General features: G+C 53.6%; 13 protein-coding genes. 6 read left to right on the forward strand and 7 right to left on the reverse strand.

Features of this window, described 5'->3' with window-relative positions:
- Window positions 1-68: 68 nt before the first annotated feature.
- Window positions 69-989, reverse strand: coding sequence for a L,D-transpeptidase (ldtB, locus tag WN16_RS11395; protein WP_003845438.1), 921 nt, complete (start codon window positions 987-989; stop codon window positions 69-71).
- 232 nt (window positions 990-1,221) lie between these two features.
- Here ldtB and WN16_RS11400 point away from each other — a divergent pair, with 232 nt between their 5' ends.
- Window positions 1,222-2,817: an ABC-F family ATPase gene (locus WN16_RS11400; RefSeq protein ID WP_003035269.1), complete on the forward strand. Its 1,596-nt coding sequence runs from the start codon at window positions 1,222-1,224 to the stop codon at window positions 2,815-2,817.
- 143 nt (window positions 2,818-2,960) lie between these two features.
- On the opposite strand, the gene WN16_RS11405 is transcribed toward WN16_RS11400, so the two are convergent.
- The 4 genes from WN16_RS11405 to WN16_RS11420 form a co-directional block, all read right to left on the reverse strand.
- The gene (locus tag WN16_RS11405) at window positions 2,961-4,223 is read right to left on the reverse strand and encodes a DUF1479 domain-containing protein (RefSeq protein WP_044701107.1); all 1,263 of its coding nucleotides are present in this window, start codon (window positions 4,221-4,223) and stop codon (window positions 2,961-2,963) included.
- Between the two features lie 153 nt (window positions 4,224-4,376).
- On the reverse strand, window positions 4,377-5,192 hold the full coding sequence (locus WN16_RS11410; RefSeq protein WP_044701108.1) for a Cof-type HAD-IIB family hydrolase: 816 nt from the start codon (window positions 5,190-5,192) through the stop codon (window positions 4,377-4,379).
- A gap of 167 nt (window positions 5,193-5,359) precedes the next feature.
- Window positions 5,360-7,792, reverse strand: a complete 2,433-nt coding sequence (locus WN16_RS11415) for a glycyl radical protein (protein WP_044701109.1) — start codon at window positions 7,790-7,792, stop codon at window positions 5,360-5,362.
- Between the two features lie 5 nt (window positions 7,793-7,797).
- A complete protein-coding gene (locus tag WN16_RS11420) occupies window positions 7,798-8,697 on the reverse strand; it encodes a glycyl-radical enzyme activating protein (RefSeq protein WP_032936389.1) in 900 nt (299 codons plus the stop codon).
- Window positions 8,698-8,829: 132 nt separating this feature from the next.
- On the opposite strand from WN16_RS11420, the gene fsa reads away from it, so the two are divergent.
- Window positions 8,830-9,492: a fructose-6-phosphate aldolase gene (fsa, locus tag WN16_RS11425; protein WP_003836983.1), complete on the forward strand. Its 663-nt coding sequence runs from the start codon at window positions 8,830-8,832 to the stop codon at window positions 9,490-9,492.
- An 86-nt stretch (window positions 9,493-9,578) separates the two neighbouring features.
- On the opposite strand, the gene moeB is transcribed toward fsa, so the two are convergent.
- Together moeB and moeA are read right to left on the reverse strand one after the other, a co-directional pair.
- The gene (moeB, locus tag WN16_RS11430) at window positions 9,579-10,328 is read right to left on the reverse strand and encodes a molybdopterin-synthase adenylyltransferase MoeB (RefSeq protein WP_044701110.1); all 750 of its coding nucleotides are present in this window, start codon (window positions 10,326-10,328) and stop codon (window positions 9,579-9,581) included.
- Window positions 10,328-11,563 carry a molybdopterin molybdotransferase MoeA gene (gene moeA, locus WN16_RS11435; RefSeq protein WP_044701113.1) on the reverse strand — a complete coding sequence of 412 codons (1,236 nt, stop codon included), beginning with the start codon at window positions 11,561-11,563 and terminating at the stop codon, window positions 10,328-10,330. Before moeA ends, moeB begins: the two co-directional genes overlap by 1 nt.
- A gap of 175 nt (window positions 11,564-11,738) precedes the next feature.
- Between moeA and WN16_RS11440 the strand changes: the two genes are divergently transcribed.
- The 4 genes from WN16_RS11440 (at window position 11,739) to gsiB (ending at window position 17,110) form a co-directional block, all read left to right on the forward strand.
- The gene (locus tag WN16_RS11440) at window positions 11,739-12,527 is read left to right on the forward strand and encodes an aminoglycoside nucleotidyltransferase ANT9 (RefSeq protein ID WP_044701114.1); all 789 of its coding nucleotides are present in this window, start codon (window positions 11,739-11,741) and stop codon (window positions 12,525-12,527) included.
- A gap of 192 nt (window positions 12,528-12,719) precedes the next feature.
- Entirely contained in the window at window positions 12,720-13,685 is a 966-nt protein-coding gene (iaaA, locus tag WN16_RS11445; protein WP_003836974.1) for a beta-aspartyl-peptidase, read from the forward strand.
- The gene (gene gsiA / locus WN16_RS11450) at window positions 13,672-15,543 is read left to right on the forward strand and encodes a glutathione ABC transporter ATP-binding protein GsiA (protein ID WP_003836972.1); all 1,872 of its coding nucleotides are present in this window, start codon (window positions 13,672-13,674) and stop codon (window positions 15,541-15,543) included. The genes iaaA and gsiA overlap by 14 nt, the downstream gene beginning before the upstream one ends.
- 28 nt (window positions 15,544-15,571) lie before the next feature.
- Window positions 15,572-17,110: a glutathione ABC transporter substrate-binding protein GsiB gene (gsiB, locus tag WN16_RS11455; RefSeq protein WP_003035297.1), complete on the forward strand. Its 1,539-nt coding sequence runs from the start codon at window positions 15,572-15,574 to the stop codon at window positions 17,108-17,110.
- Window positions 17,111-17,156: the final 46 nt, after the last annotated feature.

The following is a 17,156-nucleotide window of genomic DNA, read 5'->3' on the forward strand; positions in this document are numbered from 1 at the left end:
GGCGCCTAATCCGGCCTACAGTGTTGGTAGGCCCGATAAGCGTAGCGCCATCGGGCCTATATAGCAGATTAGTTCAGGCGAACCGGCATACCAGAACGGTTCTGTACTGCCTGCTCAACGACGGCCTGATCGACGTCAGGCTGACCGGTGATGCTGGTAATGCTCTTGGTCAGGGTAATCGGTACAATTTCCCCGCCTTCGAACTGTGCTTCAGTCGTAGACAGCGGGTTATGTACTTCGATGTAACGGCTACCGTCTGGTTCGGTAGTGGCTTTTACCGGCTCATCAATAAACTGTACACGGGTGCCGACCGGCACATTTTCAAACAAGAATTTGATGTCGTCGTTACGCAGACGTACGCAACCGTGGCTGACACGTAAGCCGACGCCGAAGTTAGCATTGGTACCGTGGATAGCATACAGGCGACCGATATACAGCGCGTACAGTCCCATCGGGTTATCCGGACCCGCCGGAACAACGGCTGGCAGCGGCTCGCCTGCAGCGCGGTATTCCGCATGCATTTTCGCCGTTGGCGTCCAGGTTGGGCCTGCTTTTTTACGTTCTACTTTGGTGGTCCAGTTGATTGGCGTGTCTTTGCCCAACTGGCCGATACCGATCGGCAGAACAATGACGGTGTTGGTGCCTTTCGGGTAGTAGTACAGACGCATTTCAGCGCTGTTGATAACAATACCTTCATGCACGGTATCCGGCAGGATCAACTGCTGAGGAATGTTCAGCACGGTGCCGCCTTTCGGCAGGAAGGTATCCACGCCCGGGTTGGCTTCCAGCATGTTAGACAGACCCATCTGATACTCTGCCGCAAAATACTCCAGCGGTTGGGTGTTGCCTTCAGGAATAGTAATGACCTGGTTTTGGCCAATCAAACGGCTACCATCGGTCGGCAGCGGGTACGTGACGGCTGAAGCGGTATTACAAAAACCAACTATTGCGAGTGCCGCCGCGAAAAGCGTTGTTAATTTCATATTCATATTCATGTATGCGAGATTCAGTGCCAGGCAGGCTAGTGGGTTGAGATTTATGTAGTGTTGGGCACGCATTATATGTGCAATCTGAGCAACAAGGAATTCGGATGTGTACTAAATCACATTTTTTTCCTTTTGGTTTCACTTTATCCCTTCCGCATGAAGACGCGATCTTCTTGCAGACTTATGGCATAATAAGCGGTTTGTCACATATTTCTTTCTCTTTCAGGATACGCCAGTGTTAGTTTCCAGCAACGTCACCATGCAGTTCGGCAGTAAGCCGCTGTTTGAAAATATTTCCGTCAAATTTGGCGGCGGCAACCGTTACGGCCTGATTGGCGCGAACGGTAGCGGTAAATCCACTTTTATGAAAATTCTCGGCGGCGACCTCGAACCGACGCTGGGCAACGTTTCCCTCGATCCGAATGAACGCATCGGTAAGCTGCGTCAGGATCAATTCGCCTTTGAAGAATTCACCGTGCTTGACACCGTGATCATGGGTCACGCTGAACTGTGGGAAGTGAAGCAGGAGCGCGATCGCATTTACGCCCTGGCTGAGATGAGCGAAGAAGACGGCTATAAAGTTGCTGATCTCGAAGTTCAGTATGGCGAAATGGACGGCTACTCTGCGGAAGCGCGTGCGGGTGAACTGCTGCTGGGCGTAGGTATTCCGGTAGAACAGCATTACGGCCCGATGAGCGAAGTCGCGCCCGGCTGGAAGCTGCGTGTGCTTCTGGCGCAGGCGCTGTTCTCTAACCCGGACATTCTGCTGCTCGACGAACCAACGAACAACCTGGATATCGACACCATTCGCTGGCTGGAGCAGACGCTGAACGAGCGTGACAGCACCATGATCATCATTTCGCACGACCGTCACTTCCTGAACATGGTCTGTACGCACATGGCGGATCTGGACTATGGCGAACTGCGTGTTTATCCGGGTAACTACGACGAATACATGACGGCGGCAACCCAGGCGCGTGAACGTCTGCTGGCCGATAACGCCAAGAAGAAAGCACAGATTGCCGATCTGCAATCCTTCGTCAGCCGCTTTAGCGCCAACGCGTCTAAATCTCGACAGGCGACCTCTCGTGCGCGTCAGATTGATAAGATCAAGCTCGACGAAGTGAAAGCGTCCAGCCGTCAGAACCCGTTCATCCGCTTCGAACAGGATAAGAAACTGTTCCGTAACGCGCTGGAAGTGGAAGCGCTGGCGAAAGGTTTTGATGAAGGTCCGCTGTTTAAAAACTTCAACCTGCTGCTGGAAGTAGGGGAGAAGGTTGCCATCATTGGTGCCAACGGCGTGGGTAAATCCACCATGCTGAAAACGTTGGTTGGCGATTTGCAGCCGGACAACGGTACCGTTAAGTGGTCTGAAAACGCCCAGGTGGGTTACTACGCGCAGGATCATGAATACGAGTTTGAAAACGATCTGACCGTCTTCGAATGGATGAGCCAGTGGAAACAAGAAGGCGATGATGAGCAGGTTGTGCGCAGCTTCCTTGGCCGTCTGCTGTTCAGCCAGGACGATATCAAGAAACCTGCAAAAGTGCTCTCCGGTGGTGAAAAAGGACGCATGCTTTTCGGTAAGCTGATGATGCAGAAACCGAATATCCTGGTCATGGATGAACCGACCAACCACCTGGATATGGAATCTATCGAGTCGCTGAACATGGCGCTGGAAATGTATCAGGGCACGTTGATCTTTGTTTCTCACGACCGTGAGTTCGTCAGCTCCCTGGCGACCCGCGTGATTGAGATTACGCCGGAACGCGTGATCGACTTCACCGGCAACTACGAAGATTACCTACGTAGTAAAGGTATTGACGGTTAATTTACCCGTCGTCTTTCGTGTTACAGGTGTGTTGGCTGCACCTGTTCACCCCGGTCACTTACTTATGTAAGCTCCCGGGGATTTACAGGCTGGTCGCCTTCCTGTAACGCGAAATACCTAGGGAAAATTGTGTAAGCTACATATTAAATAATCCCCAGCGCGCGTTTACCGTGGATATTCAAATCCTCCAGCGTGAAGCGTCCTTCCCAGTTAGTTTCATAATCCTCTCGCGGGAAATCACCCGGCGATGCGCCTTTTTCCAGCGCAGCTTTCACTTTGTGGGCGTAGGCCAGATTTTTTTCGCACATCGGGGCGGCAGGGATATACATAACGTTACCCCAGCCCTGCTGATTTTCTACAGGCGCGACGGAGTGAATCACATCGCAATGCCACCATACGGAGTCTCCGGCGTCCAGTTGCGGAATGCTGGTTAACGCTTCAATCAGCAACGGATGCCATTGTGCGGAAATCGGCAGGACTCGTCCGGGCGCTACGCCGCAAAGCTCATCTTCCGGCACATCGTCAAGCAATGGGCGTAACAGCACATACGCCATCGCTTCAGGAATCGGAACCACGTGCAACAATCCCTGACCTGGCAGCATATCGGACAACGCAGTCCAGCCCTGGAAGGTACGGAACACTGAACATTTGGTGGTGTTATCCACCGTGTATTCTTCTACTTCGGTGCGATGCGCAGCCTGCCACGGATCGTAATCTGCCAGCTTTCCATTGAAAACATGAGCAAATACCTGCTGATACGCAGGCAGCAGCCAGCGTTCCAGCGCGCCGGAATCCGTATGCGCGCCCAGCCCTTTGGAGGTGGTTCCCGGCGGACGGCGGCGTATACGGTCAGGGTAGATAACGCTGACATCCGGGTTAAACCATTGTTTACCTTCGCTTGAAAATGTCCAAAGACGATTGAGGAACGACTGCGCATTGGCCATTTCTTCACTTTGGCGGGCCTGCATCTGCGCCTGGGACCAGTAAATGGGGTAGATTTCAGGTCGCGATGCGCTCAGGGTGCCGAAGAAGTTATCGCCTGGCCCTTTGTAGACGTCATCAAAATGGTTGCGATCCAGGTAATCAAGCATCGACTGATCCCATGCCAGCGTCTGTTCGCGGGGGAAATGCCCTTTAATGACTGCGCATCCGCGACGCTTAATTTCTTCACGCTGCTCTGCACTCACGCGACCCGCTTTGATATCCGCATAGGACAACACAGGCCATACCGGGGAGCCTTGCGCTTTGAGAGCGTTGATTTCCGCCACGCGGGTGGCAATGGCATCGCTCAGCTGATTGAAGATCAACTGAACATCCCCAAGCTGTGCCCGCAGTTGCTGTTTCATCTGACGGATTGCCGCTTTGTGATCGGCGGGCAACGTGTCGCTGGTAAAAGTAAAAGCCATAACCACCTCGCATTAACTTTCATTCGAAACTAAATTTAATTACAAGTGACAATATAAGTTAAAAATTAGTTAATGCAAGTTTAAAAACCTGCTGGTGTGAGCAAAATAGAAAAAGAGTGAAAACCGGGATGAGGGATACCCCGGTTGGCAGGATCAGACGTTAAAAGGTGAAGTGTTATCCAGCACTGCCTGAATTACGTTCAGCGCGCCTTGATGGTTATTGTCATCGGTCTGATAGCGGGCAATCGCTTTGATGCTCTCTGCCGCATTGGCCATGGCGAAAGAGTAGTGCGCCATCTTCAGCATTTCCGCGTCATTGCCACTGTCGCCAATGGCGACCACGTTTTGCGGTGACAGGTTCCAGCGTTTTAGCAGACGGCTGATTCCGTTGGCTTTATGCAAGCCTGGAATGATCAGGTCGATAAACCCAAAGCCGCTGGTGACGGGCTTCATAATGCCGTCGAGAGCAGAATGAAGGTGATCGATAACCAGCGGGATCTGTTGGTCCGGTAAATTCAGCGAGAACTTGAACAGCACATCGTCGATATCCTGATAATCCTTGACGGGTTTCAGACGATGGTAGTGTTTTGCCATCAACGCGACAAAGGACTCTGGGGCATTTTCGCTCACGTAGGCGCTTTGCAGTCCACAGGCCACAAAGTTGAGCTGCTTATCTTTGAGCAGTTCGCCAATGACAATGCGTGATTCGTGGCGCGTAAGTTCGCCGTGAAACAGCTGTTTGCCATGTTCAAACACCAGCGCCCCGTTCTCGGCGACAAAAGAGATCTCATCTTTGAGCTGCGGGAAAAAGGAGATCAACTGGTAATACTGGTTGCCGCTTGCCACGACAAATTCAATATCTCGTTTCTTCAGTTCCTGATACTGCGCCATAAAGCGTGCACGATCGTATTGCTTGGCGTCGTCGAGAAAAGTTCCGTCCATATCGGTGACGATAACTTTGATGGTCATATATGCTCCTGGCTCATAACTGCGACCAGAAACATTTTAATAACAATGTGAGCTAAAGCACAAATTTAATTTCGAATGAAAGTAAAACGCCAGGTGGCAACTTCGCCTTACCCGGCTAAAGGGGGAGTATGTAAGCCCGGTAAGCGTAGCGCCACCGGGCGGGAGGGTTACAGCATATGTTCAGTGCGCGCGATGATATCGTCCTGTGCATCCGGTGAGAGAGCGGTGAAGAAGGCGGAATAACCCGCTACACGCACCACCAGATCACGGTACTGATCCGGGTGTTTTTTGGCTTCCAGCAGCGTTTCACGAGAAACGATGTTGTACTGAATATGCCAACCTTTGTGCTCTTCAAAGAAGGTACGCAGCAGAATCATCAGCTTTTGTTTGTCAGACTCATTTTCCAGCGTGGCCGGGTTCAGCTTCTGATTTAACAGCACGCCACCGAGAATCGAACCGGTCGGCAGTTTACCCACCGAGCCAATTACCGCAGTTGGGCCGAGATGGTCCGTACCGGAAGCCGGGCTTGCGCCTTCTGCCAGTGGAGTGTGTGCTTTACGGCCATCCGGCGTTGCCATCGTTGCTGCGCCAAACGGCACGTTTGCAGAAATAGACGAGGTCCCGGCGTAGTAATTGCCGCCAACCGGGCCACGTCCGTAACGCGGATTATGATACTGTTTCAGTTCATCGATATAAGTCTGATAAGCGCGGGCCAGCAGCGTATCAACGCTATCGTCATCGTTGCCATATTTCGGTGCGCCGTTGATTAGTCGTTGGCGTAACTGCTCATGGGTCAGACCGTCAAAATCATCGGCCAGCGCGGCGGCCAGTTGTTGTTGACCGATAGCGCCCTGTTCAAAGACCAGTTTCTTCACTGCTGCCAGGCTGTTGCCGAGGTTGGCGATACCCACCTGCAAACCTGATACCCAGTCATACTTCGCGCCGCCTTGCTTAATGCTTTTCGCGCGTTCGATACAGTCGTCTACCAGCGCGGAGCACAGAATATCGTGTACGTTCTCTTCCAGCATGGTGTCAACGACATACTCGATTTCAATGGATTTACGCGTGTAGTAGCGAATCTGTGTATCCCAGGCATCCATCACTTCATCGAAATTGTTGAAGTTGCCAGCTGAGAGCGCTTTTTCCTGCGGCAGGAAGACTTTGCCGCTGGTGGCATCGCGTCCGCCTTCCAGCGCCGCCAGCATCACGCGGGCAAAGTTAATAAAGCTCATGCCGGTGCAGCGGTAGCCCCATTTGCCGCCAACGGCGGTTTCGATGCAACCAATCGCTGCATAGTCATAGGCATCTTGCGGCTCAATGCCCAGCTTAATGAATTCCGGAATGACGATTTCATCGTTGTTAAAGGCTGGCATCCCGAAGCCGCAGCGGATCACCTGCACGCAGGCATCAAGGAAGTCATTACTCATCCCCGCGTGATAACGCACGCTCAGGTTCGGCTGAGTAGAACGCAGGCGGCCACATGATTCCAGAATGGCGTAGGAGAGCGGGTTGACGGCATCCATCGCCTGACCGCTGACCAGGTTCTGGCCACCTATGGTTACGTTCTGATAGAGCGGGCTGCCCGCTGAGGCTTTCGAATGGGAGCCGGAACGGATTTTGTTCACTTCCAGCAGTTTCAGCCAGCAGCTGTGCAACAGCTCAATGGCGTGCTCACGATCGAGGCTCTGATTCAGTTCTACGTCGCGACGGTAGAACGGGTAGAGGTACTGATCCATACGGCCAAACGACACTGAGTGACCGTTAGATTCAATTTGCAGAATCAACTGGATGAAATAGCACAACTGCAACGCCTGCCAGAATGTTTTTGGTGGCTCATGGGCAATCACATCACAGTTTTCCGCCATGGTCAGCAGTTCATCGCGACGGCTGGTGCGCGTTTCTGTGGACGCCATTTTACGCGCCAGCGCGGCAAAGCGCTCAATGTGCAGGCTGACGGCCTCCAGCACGATATCAATCGCTTTCAGGAACTGATCGCCATGGAGGTCTTCCAGACAAGTCAGATTGATGCGGGAGCGACGTTCATCGACCTTGTGGCGCAGGCCGTCGAGACCTTTTTCCAGTAGTAGCGGGAAGTTCACCGCCAGGTGTGCGTCGCCGGAGGTCATATTACCTTCGGCTTTGATAATGCCGGTTTCCAGCAACCCTTTCTGCTCGTCAGTGAACATCCCGTAGCAGCGATCCTGCACGGTCTGACCACGCCACCACGGACACACCTCGTGTAATACGCGTTTATTCTCTTCGCTTACCGCAAAACCTGCGCCCGGTCTGTCGGCGAGGTCGTCGATCTCTTTTTCAATCCAGGAGACGGTGTATTCCGGGAAGATCGGCGCGGCGCGCACTTCGCTTGCCTGGTTACCGATAATCAGTTCGTCATGCTTGATCCAGATGGTGCGTTCCGCCAGATGATGGGCCAGTGCCAGCGCGCGGCGTACCGGGATCGGCTTATCCAGGTGTTGCTGATACATCTCGGTATAGTGCTGGGCGCGCTCGGTACAAACCGGCGGTTTCACGATATGGATCAGGGCTGTTTTATGCGCTTTGATACGATCGCTGAGTGTGTCCAGTTTCAGAGTGGTCATGGCGATTATCCTCGTAGGGTCGCGGTTAAACCTTTAAGGCTGGCATACTGCTGGGCAAATTCGAGCAGTGCAGGCGCATCAAGCGGTTTATCCGGTGCGTTGTAGGGTTGACTGAGTAAGTGGTATTTGTTGATACCTAGGGTGTGGTAGGGCAAAAAATGAATCTCCCCGACGTGAAGCTCGTCGGCAGCAAAATCGGTAATAGCCTGGATGGCGGCTTCGTCAGCGTTGAATCCCTGAATCAGCGGTACGCGGATAATCATTTTTTTACCAGCTGCGGCCAGTTTTTTTAGATTTTCCAGCACACGAGAGGCGCTGCCATCGGTCCACTGTTTAAACGGCGCATCCGCCACGTGTTTTAGATCGGCCAGAAACAGATCGACGTCAGGTAATGATGGTTCAATATACTTCCACGGGACATGCAGGCAGGTTTCCACTGCGGTATGAATGCCTGCGTCGTGGCTGGCTTTGAGCAAAGAAGCCGCCAGCTCTGGCTGCATAAACGGTTCGCCACCGGACAGGGTGAGGCCCCCTCCGCTGCGATCGTAAAACGGTTTATCACGCAATACGGTCGCCATGATTTCGTCCACGCTTTTTATCTCTCCACAGACGGTAAGCGCCTGCGTTGGACAGCAGTGGGTCAGCGCTGCGAGAACGTCATCGGTTAGTTTTTCGCGATGAATCAGCAACCCGCTTAGTGCCCGCTCAATTACTGCGGGTGCGGCCTGAGCACAGAGATCGCAACCGTCAAGGCACAGACGTGCGTCATAGAGCAGATCCTGCGTACGGGCGCGACTTTCCGGATTCTGGCACCACCGACAGCCCAGGGAGCATCCCTTAAGGAACACCACAGTACGGATCCCGGGACCATCATGCGTGGAATAGCGCTGGATATTGAAAATCATAAGCGACCTCTTTTCTTTCATATAAAGATTAAATTACTTTCGAATGAAAGTTATATTGACGTGCGTCAACTAACCGTGAGGTTTCGCCGTGCTACCTTTTATTCATGCCAATAATTCGTTTGAGGAAAGGTTATGGAACTCTATTTAGATACGTCTGATGTTGATGCGGTAAAAGCTCTGGCGCGCATTTTCCCGCTGGCAGGGGTGACCACTAACCCGAGCATTGTGGCGGCGGGGAACCAGACGCTGGAAGTACTACTGCCGCAACTGCAGGAAGCGATGGGAGGACAAGGCCGTCTGTTTGCTCAGGTGATGGCAACCACCGCCGAAGGGATGGTTAGCGATGCGCGTAAGCTGCGGGCAATCATTGCTGATATCGTGGTCAAAGTGCCGGTAACAGCAGAAGGTCTGGCGGCTATAAAATTGCTGAAAGAAGAAGGGATCCCGACGTTGGGTACTGCGGTATACGGTGCAGCTCAAGGGTTATTGGCTGCACTGGCAGGTGCGGAATATGTTGCGCCATACGTTAACCGCGTGGATGCGCAAGGAGGGGATGGCATTCAGACGGTGACCGACCTGCAGACGTTACTGAAAATGCATGCCCCGCACGCCAAAGTACTGGCAGCCAGTTTTAAAACGCCGCGTCAGGCGCTGGATTGCCTGCTGGCAGGCTGCGAGTCCATCACGCTACCGCTGGACGTTGCTCAGCAGATGATTAGCTCTCCGGCAGTTGATGCTGCCGTCGCGAAGTTTGAGCACGACTGGCAGAGCGCATTCGGTCGCACGTCGATCTGATGCTGTTGCCGGGTGGCGCTAACGCTTGCCCGGCCTACGTTCGAGCCGTTGTAGGTCGGGTAAGGCGAAGCCGCCACCCGACTTTTTTACCGACTACAAACCTCGCACCCCGGATTACGCATCAGCTTCATTTCGCGAAACTGGCAGGTCATGGCATCGTACATGACGATTTTTCCGGATGCCGGTTTACCGTAGTTTGCCAGCAGCTTAATGCCTTCCATCGCCTGTAACGAGCCGATCACGCCGATCAGCGGGGCCATCACTCCGGCTTCTACGCAGGTCAGGGCGTTTTCACCGAACAAACGGCTCAGGCAACGGTAGCAGGGCTCGCCTTCCTGATACGTAAAGACGGTAATTTGCCCTTCCATGCGAATTGCTGCACCGGAAACCAGCGGAACTCTGGCGGCAAAGCATCCGGCATTCAGCTGATTGCGGATGCTGACGTTATCCGTACAGTCCAGCACCAAATCGTGTTCGGCAATAAGCGCGTGAATCTCGCTATCGTCCAGCAGCGCATTCACCGGCGTAATGGCGATATAAGGGTTAATCCGCGTTAGCGCGTCACGAGCGGATATCACTTTTGGTTGCCCTACGGTTGCATCGCTGTGCAGCGTCTGGCGTTGGAGGTTCGACACGGAGACCGTGTCAAAGTCGAGCAGGGTTAAATGCCCGACGCCAGCACCAGCAAGGTACTGGGTTGCAGCACATCCCAGTCCCCCCAGACCAACGACCAGTACCCGCGCATCTTTGAGCGCTTCCTGACCTTCGAAATCGAAGCCGCGCAGAATGATTTGCCGGTTATAGCGCATCATCTCCTGGTCGCTGAGTTCTGCCATTACAGACCTCCAAACAGTGCGTTAAATGGCTCAACTTCAACCCATTCTCCGACCTCAACGTTACCGCGATCGCGCTCCAGCACAATAAAGCAATTGCCCTGGCTAAAGGAGCTAAAAATATGCGAGCCCTGGTGCCCGGTGGTAGTGACTTCCAGTTCGCCTTCCGCGGTACGCTGCAATACACCACGCTGAAAATCCAGACGCCCTGGCGTTTTCTTCAGGCGTGAAGCGGTGCGCACGCGCTGGCGCGGAGGCAACCCACAGGCGGTGTTGCCGCTGAGTTTCGCCAGCAGCGGTTGTACCAGTTGATAAAAGGTGAGGGCAGCAGACACCGGGTTACCCGGCAGGCCGCAAAACCAGCTGTTGCTCAGTTTGCCAAAGGCGAACGGTTTACCGGGTTTGATAGCCAGCTTCCAGAAGGCAATTTCTCCCAGCTCTTCCAGAATGGTTTTGGTGTAATCCGCTTCGCCTACCGAAACGCCACCAGAGCTGATGACAACGTCGGCCTGGCTGTCGGCTTCGATAAATGCGGCCCGCAGCGCGTTGGGATTGTCGCGAATAATCCCTAAGTTGATCACCTCGCAGCCCAACTGCTGCAGCATCAGGTGAACGGTCAGACGGTTTGTGTCATAAATCTGCCCGTCGCCCAGCGGCTGACCCGGCAATTGCAGCTCATCACCGGTGGAGAACAATGCCACGCGGACTTTACGCACAACGGGGACCTCGGCAATACCGAGCGAAGCCAGCACGGGAAGCTCGGCGGTTGTCAGACGAGTTCCTGTGGGGAATACCACCGCGCCGTTTGCAATATCTTCACCGCGCAGACGAATATTTTGTCCGCTGCGGACGTCGGCGGTAAAACGCACACCGTCGTCAGTTTGTTCCGTTTGCTCCTGCATTACCACGGCTTCACAACCGGCAGGCACCGGGGCTCCGGTCATAATACGGATGCAGGTTCCCGCAGGCCACTCGCCGTGAAATGGCTGTCCAGCAAAGGCTTTGCCAGCCACCGCAAGAGGCTGGTCTGATTGTAAATCGGCTAATCGCACCGCATAGCCATCCATTGCCGAGTTATCGAATCCCGGCACATCAATCGGGGAGACGACGTCGGTGGCCAGAATGCGGCCAAAGCATTGAACCAGCGGCAGCGTTTCGACGGCGGTGAGTGGGGTAATACGCGAAAGCATCTGAGAAAGAGCCGTTTCAAGCGGCATCAGTCCGGCGGTAAATTCCATGAGAAGACTCCTGCGGGGCAAAATCGAATCCGCTCATTATGTCAGAAAATGGACGCGGACAGTATGCTACCTCAGGCTTAGGATCAGATCTGATACAGGTTTTCTGCCAGAGATTAGCGCTACAGGAAAGATGCAGTATAGACTCATAATTTCTGCTTTTTCTCCAGGAGGCTAAATGTCTGCGACTATCCCGGATTCAATTCGACGACAGGTGCATGCCGCCAGTGCACTGATTGCGCGGATTATCGAGGGCGATCTGGTTGCTGTTCATTTGTATGGCTCTGCTGTTGAAGGTGGCTTAAAGCCCCAAAGCGATATCGATTTACTGGTTACCATTAGGCAGCCACTTAATACCCGGCAAAGAAAAGATCTGATGCAGGGTTTTCTGGAAATATCAGCCCCGCCTGGTAGCGTTGATAGATATCGGGCGCTGGAAGTGACCATCGTGATCTATTCACAACTTGTACCCTGGCAATTCCCACCGTCAAGAGAAATGCAATTTGGCGAATGGTTGCGTGACGATATTCGCGCGGGAATTGTTGAACCGACACAGGTGGATCCTGATCTTTCCATCCTGCTGACCCAGGCCAGGCGCGCCAGCGTAGCGTTGTTCGGTGAAGCCGCTGAGACGTTATTCAACGTCATTCCTTTTAGCGATGTCGTGCAAACATTTCGGCATATTCTTGATATGTGGCAGAAAACGGGCGATTTAGAGGGTGACGAGCGAAATATCATCCTTACTCTGGCGCGTATTTGGTACAGCCTGGTTATGGGCAATATTGTCGCTAAAGATGAAGCCGCCGCCTGGCTTATACCGCAATTACCCGTTGAGTATGCTGACACGCTGCAAGCCGCGCGTGCGGAATACCTGGGGTTAACCAAAAAGAACTGGGCTGCGTCTATGCCGTCTGTTGAACGCTTTGTGTTTTATGCAAAAAAACAGATTGCCGATCGGCTTGAATAATATATTCAACGATGTTGGAAGATCCCCTTTCTGATTAACTCATCTAAATAACCTGATGGGATGGGGGGGTGAGGTACGGGCCTTAACCTTTACATGACGTCTGCATCTTTCTATATTCAAAAATCGAATCAATAAGTCACAGAAATTCTGATATTTATAACCCCGGTACCTGCCACCTAATGGACGAAAAAAATGGGTAAAGCAGTCATTGCAATTCACGGCGGCGCAGGGGCTATTACCCGTTCGCAGCTGAGCCAGGAGCAAGAGTTGCGTTATATACAGGCGCTGTCGGATATCGTTGAAACCGGCCAGCGGATGCTTGAAGACGGTCGTAGCGCACTGGATGTCGTTACCGAGGCCGTGCGCCTGCTGGAAGAGTGTCCATTGTTTAATGCCGGAATTGGCGCGGTGTATACCCGTGATGAAACCCATGAGCTGGACGCCTGTGTGATGGACGGTAATACGCTGAACGCAGGCGCCGTCGCCGGGGTAAGCCATCTGCGAAACCCGATTCTCGCGGCACGCCTGGTAATGGAACACAGCCCACACGTCATGATGATAGGTGAAGGGGCTGAAAACTTTGCCATTGCGCAGGGTATGGAGCGCGTATCAGCGGATATTTTCTCGACGCCAGAACGCTACGCTCAACTTCTGGCGGCGCGAACAGCGGGTGAAACGGTGCTGGACCATAGCGCGAGCCCGCTGGATGAAAACAACAAAATGGGTACCGTGGGTGCGGTCGCGTTAGATATGTTTGGCAATCTGGCGGCAGCAACATCGACCGGCGGGATGACCAATAAATTACCGGGGCGGGTGGGTGACAGTCCGTTGGTTGGCGCAGGCTGTTATGCCAATAATGCAAGTGTGGCAGTCTCCTGCACCGGAACCGGAGAAGTCTTTATTCGTGCTTTGGCGGCCTATGACATTGCGGCGTTGATGGACTACGGCGGTCTGAGTTTATCCGAAGCGTGTGAACGCGTAGTGATGGAAAAATTACCGGCGCTTGGCGGCAGCGGCGGTTTAATTGCTATCGATCATGAAGGCAATGTCGCTTTGCCGTTTAACAGCGAAGGCATGTACCGCGCCTGGGGATACGCAGGTGATACGCCAACCACCGGTATTTATCGGGAAAAAGGAGATAGCGTTGCCACACAGTGATGAGCTTGATGCCAGCGATGTGCTGGCAGTCAGCAATCTGAATATTGCCTTTGAACAGGAGCAGCAGCGTGTCAGCGCAGTGCGCAATCTGTCATTTCGCCTGAAGCGTGGCGAAACGCTGGCGATAGTCGGCGAGTCTGGTTCTGGTAAGTCGGTGACCGCCTTGTCGCTGATGCGTCTGATTGAACAGTCCGGCGGCGAGGTGAGCTGCGATGAAATGCTCCTCCGACGCCGTAATCGACAGGTTATTGAGCTGGGTGAACAGAGCGCATCACAAATGCGTCACGTGCGCGGTGCGGATATCGCGATGATCTTCCAGGAGCCTATGACATCGCTTAATCCGGTGTTTACCGTGGGCGAGCAAATTGCCGAGTCTATCCGCTTGCACCAGGGTGCCAGTCACGAAGAGGCGATGGTAGAAGCGAAGCGAATGCTCGATCAGGTGCGTATCCCCGAGGCGAAGGCGATTTTATCGCGTTATCCACATCAGCTTTCCGGCGGTATGCGCCAGCGGGTGATGATCGCCATGGCACTGTCGTGTCGCCCTGCGGTTTTAATTGCTGATGAGCCGACAACCGCGCTGGATGTCACCATTCAGGCGCAGATCCTGCAACTGATAAAAGTGTTGCAGCAGGATATGTCGATGGGAGTGATCTTTATTACCCACGATATGGGCGTTGTGGCGGATATTGCCGACCGCGTGCTGGTGATGTATCAGGGCGAGGCGGTAGAAACTGGCAGCGTTGAGCAGATTTTTCACGCTCCCCAGCATCCTTATACTAAAGCGCTGCTGGCAGCCGTGCCGCAGCTTGGGGCAATGAACGGGCATGAACTTCCGCGCCGTTTCCCGCTTATTTCATTACACGATCCCAGTCATGTAGAGCCACAGACCGAACAGGATACCGTGGTTGAAGGCGAGCCAATTTTGCAGGTACGTAACCTGGTGACGCGTTTTCCTCTGCGTAGCGGCATTCTAAATCGCGTAACTCGCGAGGTGCATGCAGTGGAAAACGTCAGCTTTGACCTGTGGCCGGGAGAAACGCTATCGCTGGTGGGGGAGTCGGGCTGTGGGAAATCCACCACCGGGCGGGCGCTGTTGCGCCTGGTTGAGTCTCAGCGTGGGGAAATCATTTTCAACGGACAGCGTATTGATACCCTTGCTGCCAGCAAGTTGCAGCCGCTGCGTAGGGATATTCAGTTTATCTTCCAGGATCCGTATGCCTCGCTCGATCCACGTCAGACGGTGGGATATTCCATTCTGGAGCCGCTACGGGTGCATGGGTTATTGCAGGGGGATGCGGGGTCAAAACGAGTTGCATGGCTGCTGGAACGCGTAGGATTGCTGCCTGAGCATGCCTGGCGCTATCCGCACGAGTTTTCCGGCGGTCAGCGTCAGCGTATCTGTATTGCACGGGCATTGGCACTCAATCCCAAAGTGATTATTGCCGATGAATCTGTCTCGGCGTTGGATGTTTCAATTCGTGGGCAAATTATCAACCTGTTGCTCGACCTGCAGCGGGAAATGGGAATTGCATACCTGTTTATTTCCCACGATATGGCGGTGGTGGAACGGATCAGTCACCGTGTGGCGGTGATGTATCTCGGGCAAATCGTTGAGATTGGCCCCCGACGCGCGGTGTTTGAAAATCCGCAACATCCGTATACGCGCAAACTGATGGCGGCAGTACCAGTTGCCGATCCATCGCATCACCGACCACAGCGTGTGCTGTTGTCGGATGATATCCCCAGCAATATCCGCAAGCGCGGCGAAGAGATTTCCCCCGTGTCGTTACAGTTAGTTGGCCCGGGGCATTATGTTGCGCGTGGGCAACCAGAAAATGCGCTTTCACGTTTATAACAGGCAGACAGGGTTTAAGGAGAATAACATGACAAAAATTGTTGCTCGGAAATGGCTGGTTGCTGTGGGAGTGGCCTCTGCGCTGGCCGCATCGCCTGGCTGGGCGGCCAAAGACGTGGTGGTGGCGGTAGGATCCAATTTCACCACGCTTGACCCCTATGACGCGAATGACACATTGTCGCAGGCGGTAGCGAAGTCGTTTTATCAGGGACTGTTTGGTCTTGATAAAGAGATGAAGCTGAAAAATGTGCTGGCAGAGAGCTATACGGTTTCTGATGACGGCCTGACTTACACTCTTAAGCTGCGTCAGGGCGTGAAATTTCAGGATGGCACCGACTTCAACGCCGATGCGGTTAAAGCCAACCTCGATCGCGCCAGCAATCCGGAAAACCGTCTGAAACGCTACAACCTGTATAAGAATATCGATAAAACCGAAGTCGTCGATCCGTCGACGGTGAAGATTACGCTGAAACAGCCGTTCTCTGCCTTTATCAATATTCTGGCGCATCCGGCAACGGCAATGATTTCTCCCGCCGCGCTGGAGAAATACGGTAAGGAGATCGGTTTCCACCCTGTGGGGACCGGGCCGTACCAGCTTGATACCTGGAATCAGACAGATTTTGTGAAGGTTAAGAAGTTCGCGGGTTACTGGCAGCAAGGGCTGCCAAAGCTGGATACGATTACCTGGCGTCCGGTGACCGACAACAACACGCGTGCGGCCATGCTGCAGACCGGGGAAGCGCAGTTTGCCTTCCCGATCCCTTACGAGCAGGCTGCGTTACTGGCGAAGAATAAAAACCTGGAACTGGTGGCCAGTCCGTCTATTATGCAACGTTATATCAGCATGAACGTCACGCAAAAACCATTCGACAACCCGAAGGTGCGTGAAGCGCTGAATTATGCCATCAACCGCCAGGCGCTGGTGAAAGTGGCGTTTGCGGGTTATGCCACGCCAGCAACGGGCGTTCTTCCTCCGTCGATAGCCTATGCGCAAAGCTATACGCCATGGCCATACGACCCGGCGAAAGCGCGCGAACTGCTGAAAGAAGCAGGTTATCCGAACGGTTTTACCACCACGCTATGGTCTTCGCATAATCACAGTACCGCGCAGAAAGTGCTGCAATTTACCCAGCAGCAGCTGGCGCAGGTGGGAGTTAAGGCTCAGGTAACAGCGATGGATGCCGGCCAGCGCGCGGCGGAAGTAGAGGGTAAAGCGCAGAAAGAGAGCGGGGTGCGGATGTTCTACACGGGCTGGTCTGCCTCTACGGGGGAAGCTGACTGGGCGCTGTCACCGCTATTTGCATCACAAAACTGGCCGCCAACACTGTTTAATACGGCGTTCTATAGCAATAAGCAGGTGGACAGTGATTTAGCGGCAGCGTTGCAAACCAACGATCCGGCGCAGAAAGCGAAGCTGTACAAGGATGCGCAGGATATTATCTGGAAAGAGTCGCCGTGGATCCCACTGGTTGTGGAAAAACTGATTTCGGCGCACAGCACCAGATTGACCGGGTTCTGGATTATGCCGGACACCGGATTTAGCTTTGATGATGCGGATTTAAAATAAGCTATTCATTCGGCCCCGTTAACCAGGGGCCGGCGAAGGGAGCGTG

Origin of the sequence: Citrobacter sp. ABFQG, from assembly GCF_004322975.1 — a bacterium.
In the GTDB taxonomy this organism is placed as follows: domain Bacteria; phylum Pseudomonadota; class Gammaproteobacteria; order Enterobacterales; family Enterobacteriaceae; genus Citrobacter; species Citrobacter freundii.

What these genes read in the sequence shown, in the direction of transcription:
- fsa (WP_003836983.1), top strand. Translation starts at nt 8,830, where the DNA reads ATGGAACTCTATTTAGATACGTCTGATGTTGATGCGGTAAAAGCTCTG.
- WN16_RS11420 (WP_032936389.1), bottom strand. Translation starts at nt 8,697, where the DNA reads ATGATTTTCAATATCCAGCGCTATTCCACGCATGATGGTCCCGGGATC.
- gsiB (WP_003035297.1), top strand. Translation starts at nt 15,572, where the DNA reads ATGACAAAAATTGTTGCTCGGAAATGGCTGGTTGCTGTGGGAGTGGCC.
- WN16_RS11415 (WP_044701109.1), bottom strand. Translation starts at nt 7,792, where the DNA reads ATGACCACTCTGAAACTGGACACACTCAGCGATCGTATCAAAGCGCAT.
- ldtB (WP_003845438.1), bottom strand. Translation starts at nt 989, where the DNA reads ATGAATATGAAATTAACAACGCTTTTCGCGGCGGCACTCGCAATAGTT.
- moeA (WP_044701113.1), bottom strand. Translation starts at nt 11,563, where the DNA reads ATGGAATTTACCGCCGGACTGATGCCGCTTGAAACGGCTCTTTCTCAG.
- WN16_RS11440 (WP_044701114.1), top strand. Translation starts at nt 11,739, where the DNA reads ATGTCTGCGACTATCCCGGATTCAATTCGACGACAGGTGCATGCCGCC.
- iaaA (WP_003836974.1), top strand. Translation starts at nt 12,720, where the DNA reads ATGGGTAAAGCAGTCATTGCAATTCACGGCGGCGCAGGGGCTATTACC.
- WN16_RS11410 (WP_044701108.1), bottom strand. Translation starts at nt 5,192, where the DNA reads ATGACCATCAAAGTTATCGTCACCGATATGGACGGAACTTTTCTCGAC.
- WN16_RS11405 (WP_044701107.1), bottom strand. Translation starts at nt 4,223, where the DNA reads ATGGCTTTTACTTTTACCAGCGACACGTTGCCCGCCGATCACAAAGCG.
- moeB (WP_044701110.1), bottom strand. Translation starts at nt 10,328, where the DNA reads ATGGCAGAACTCAGCGACCAGGAGATGATGCGCTATAACCGGCAAATC.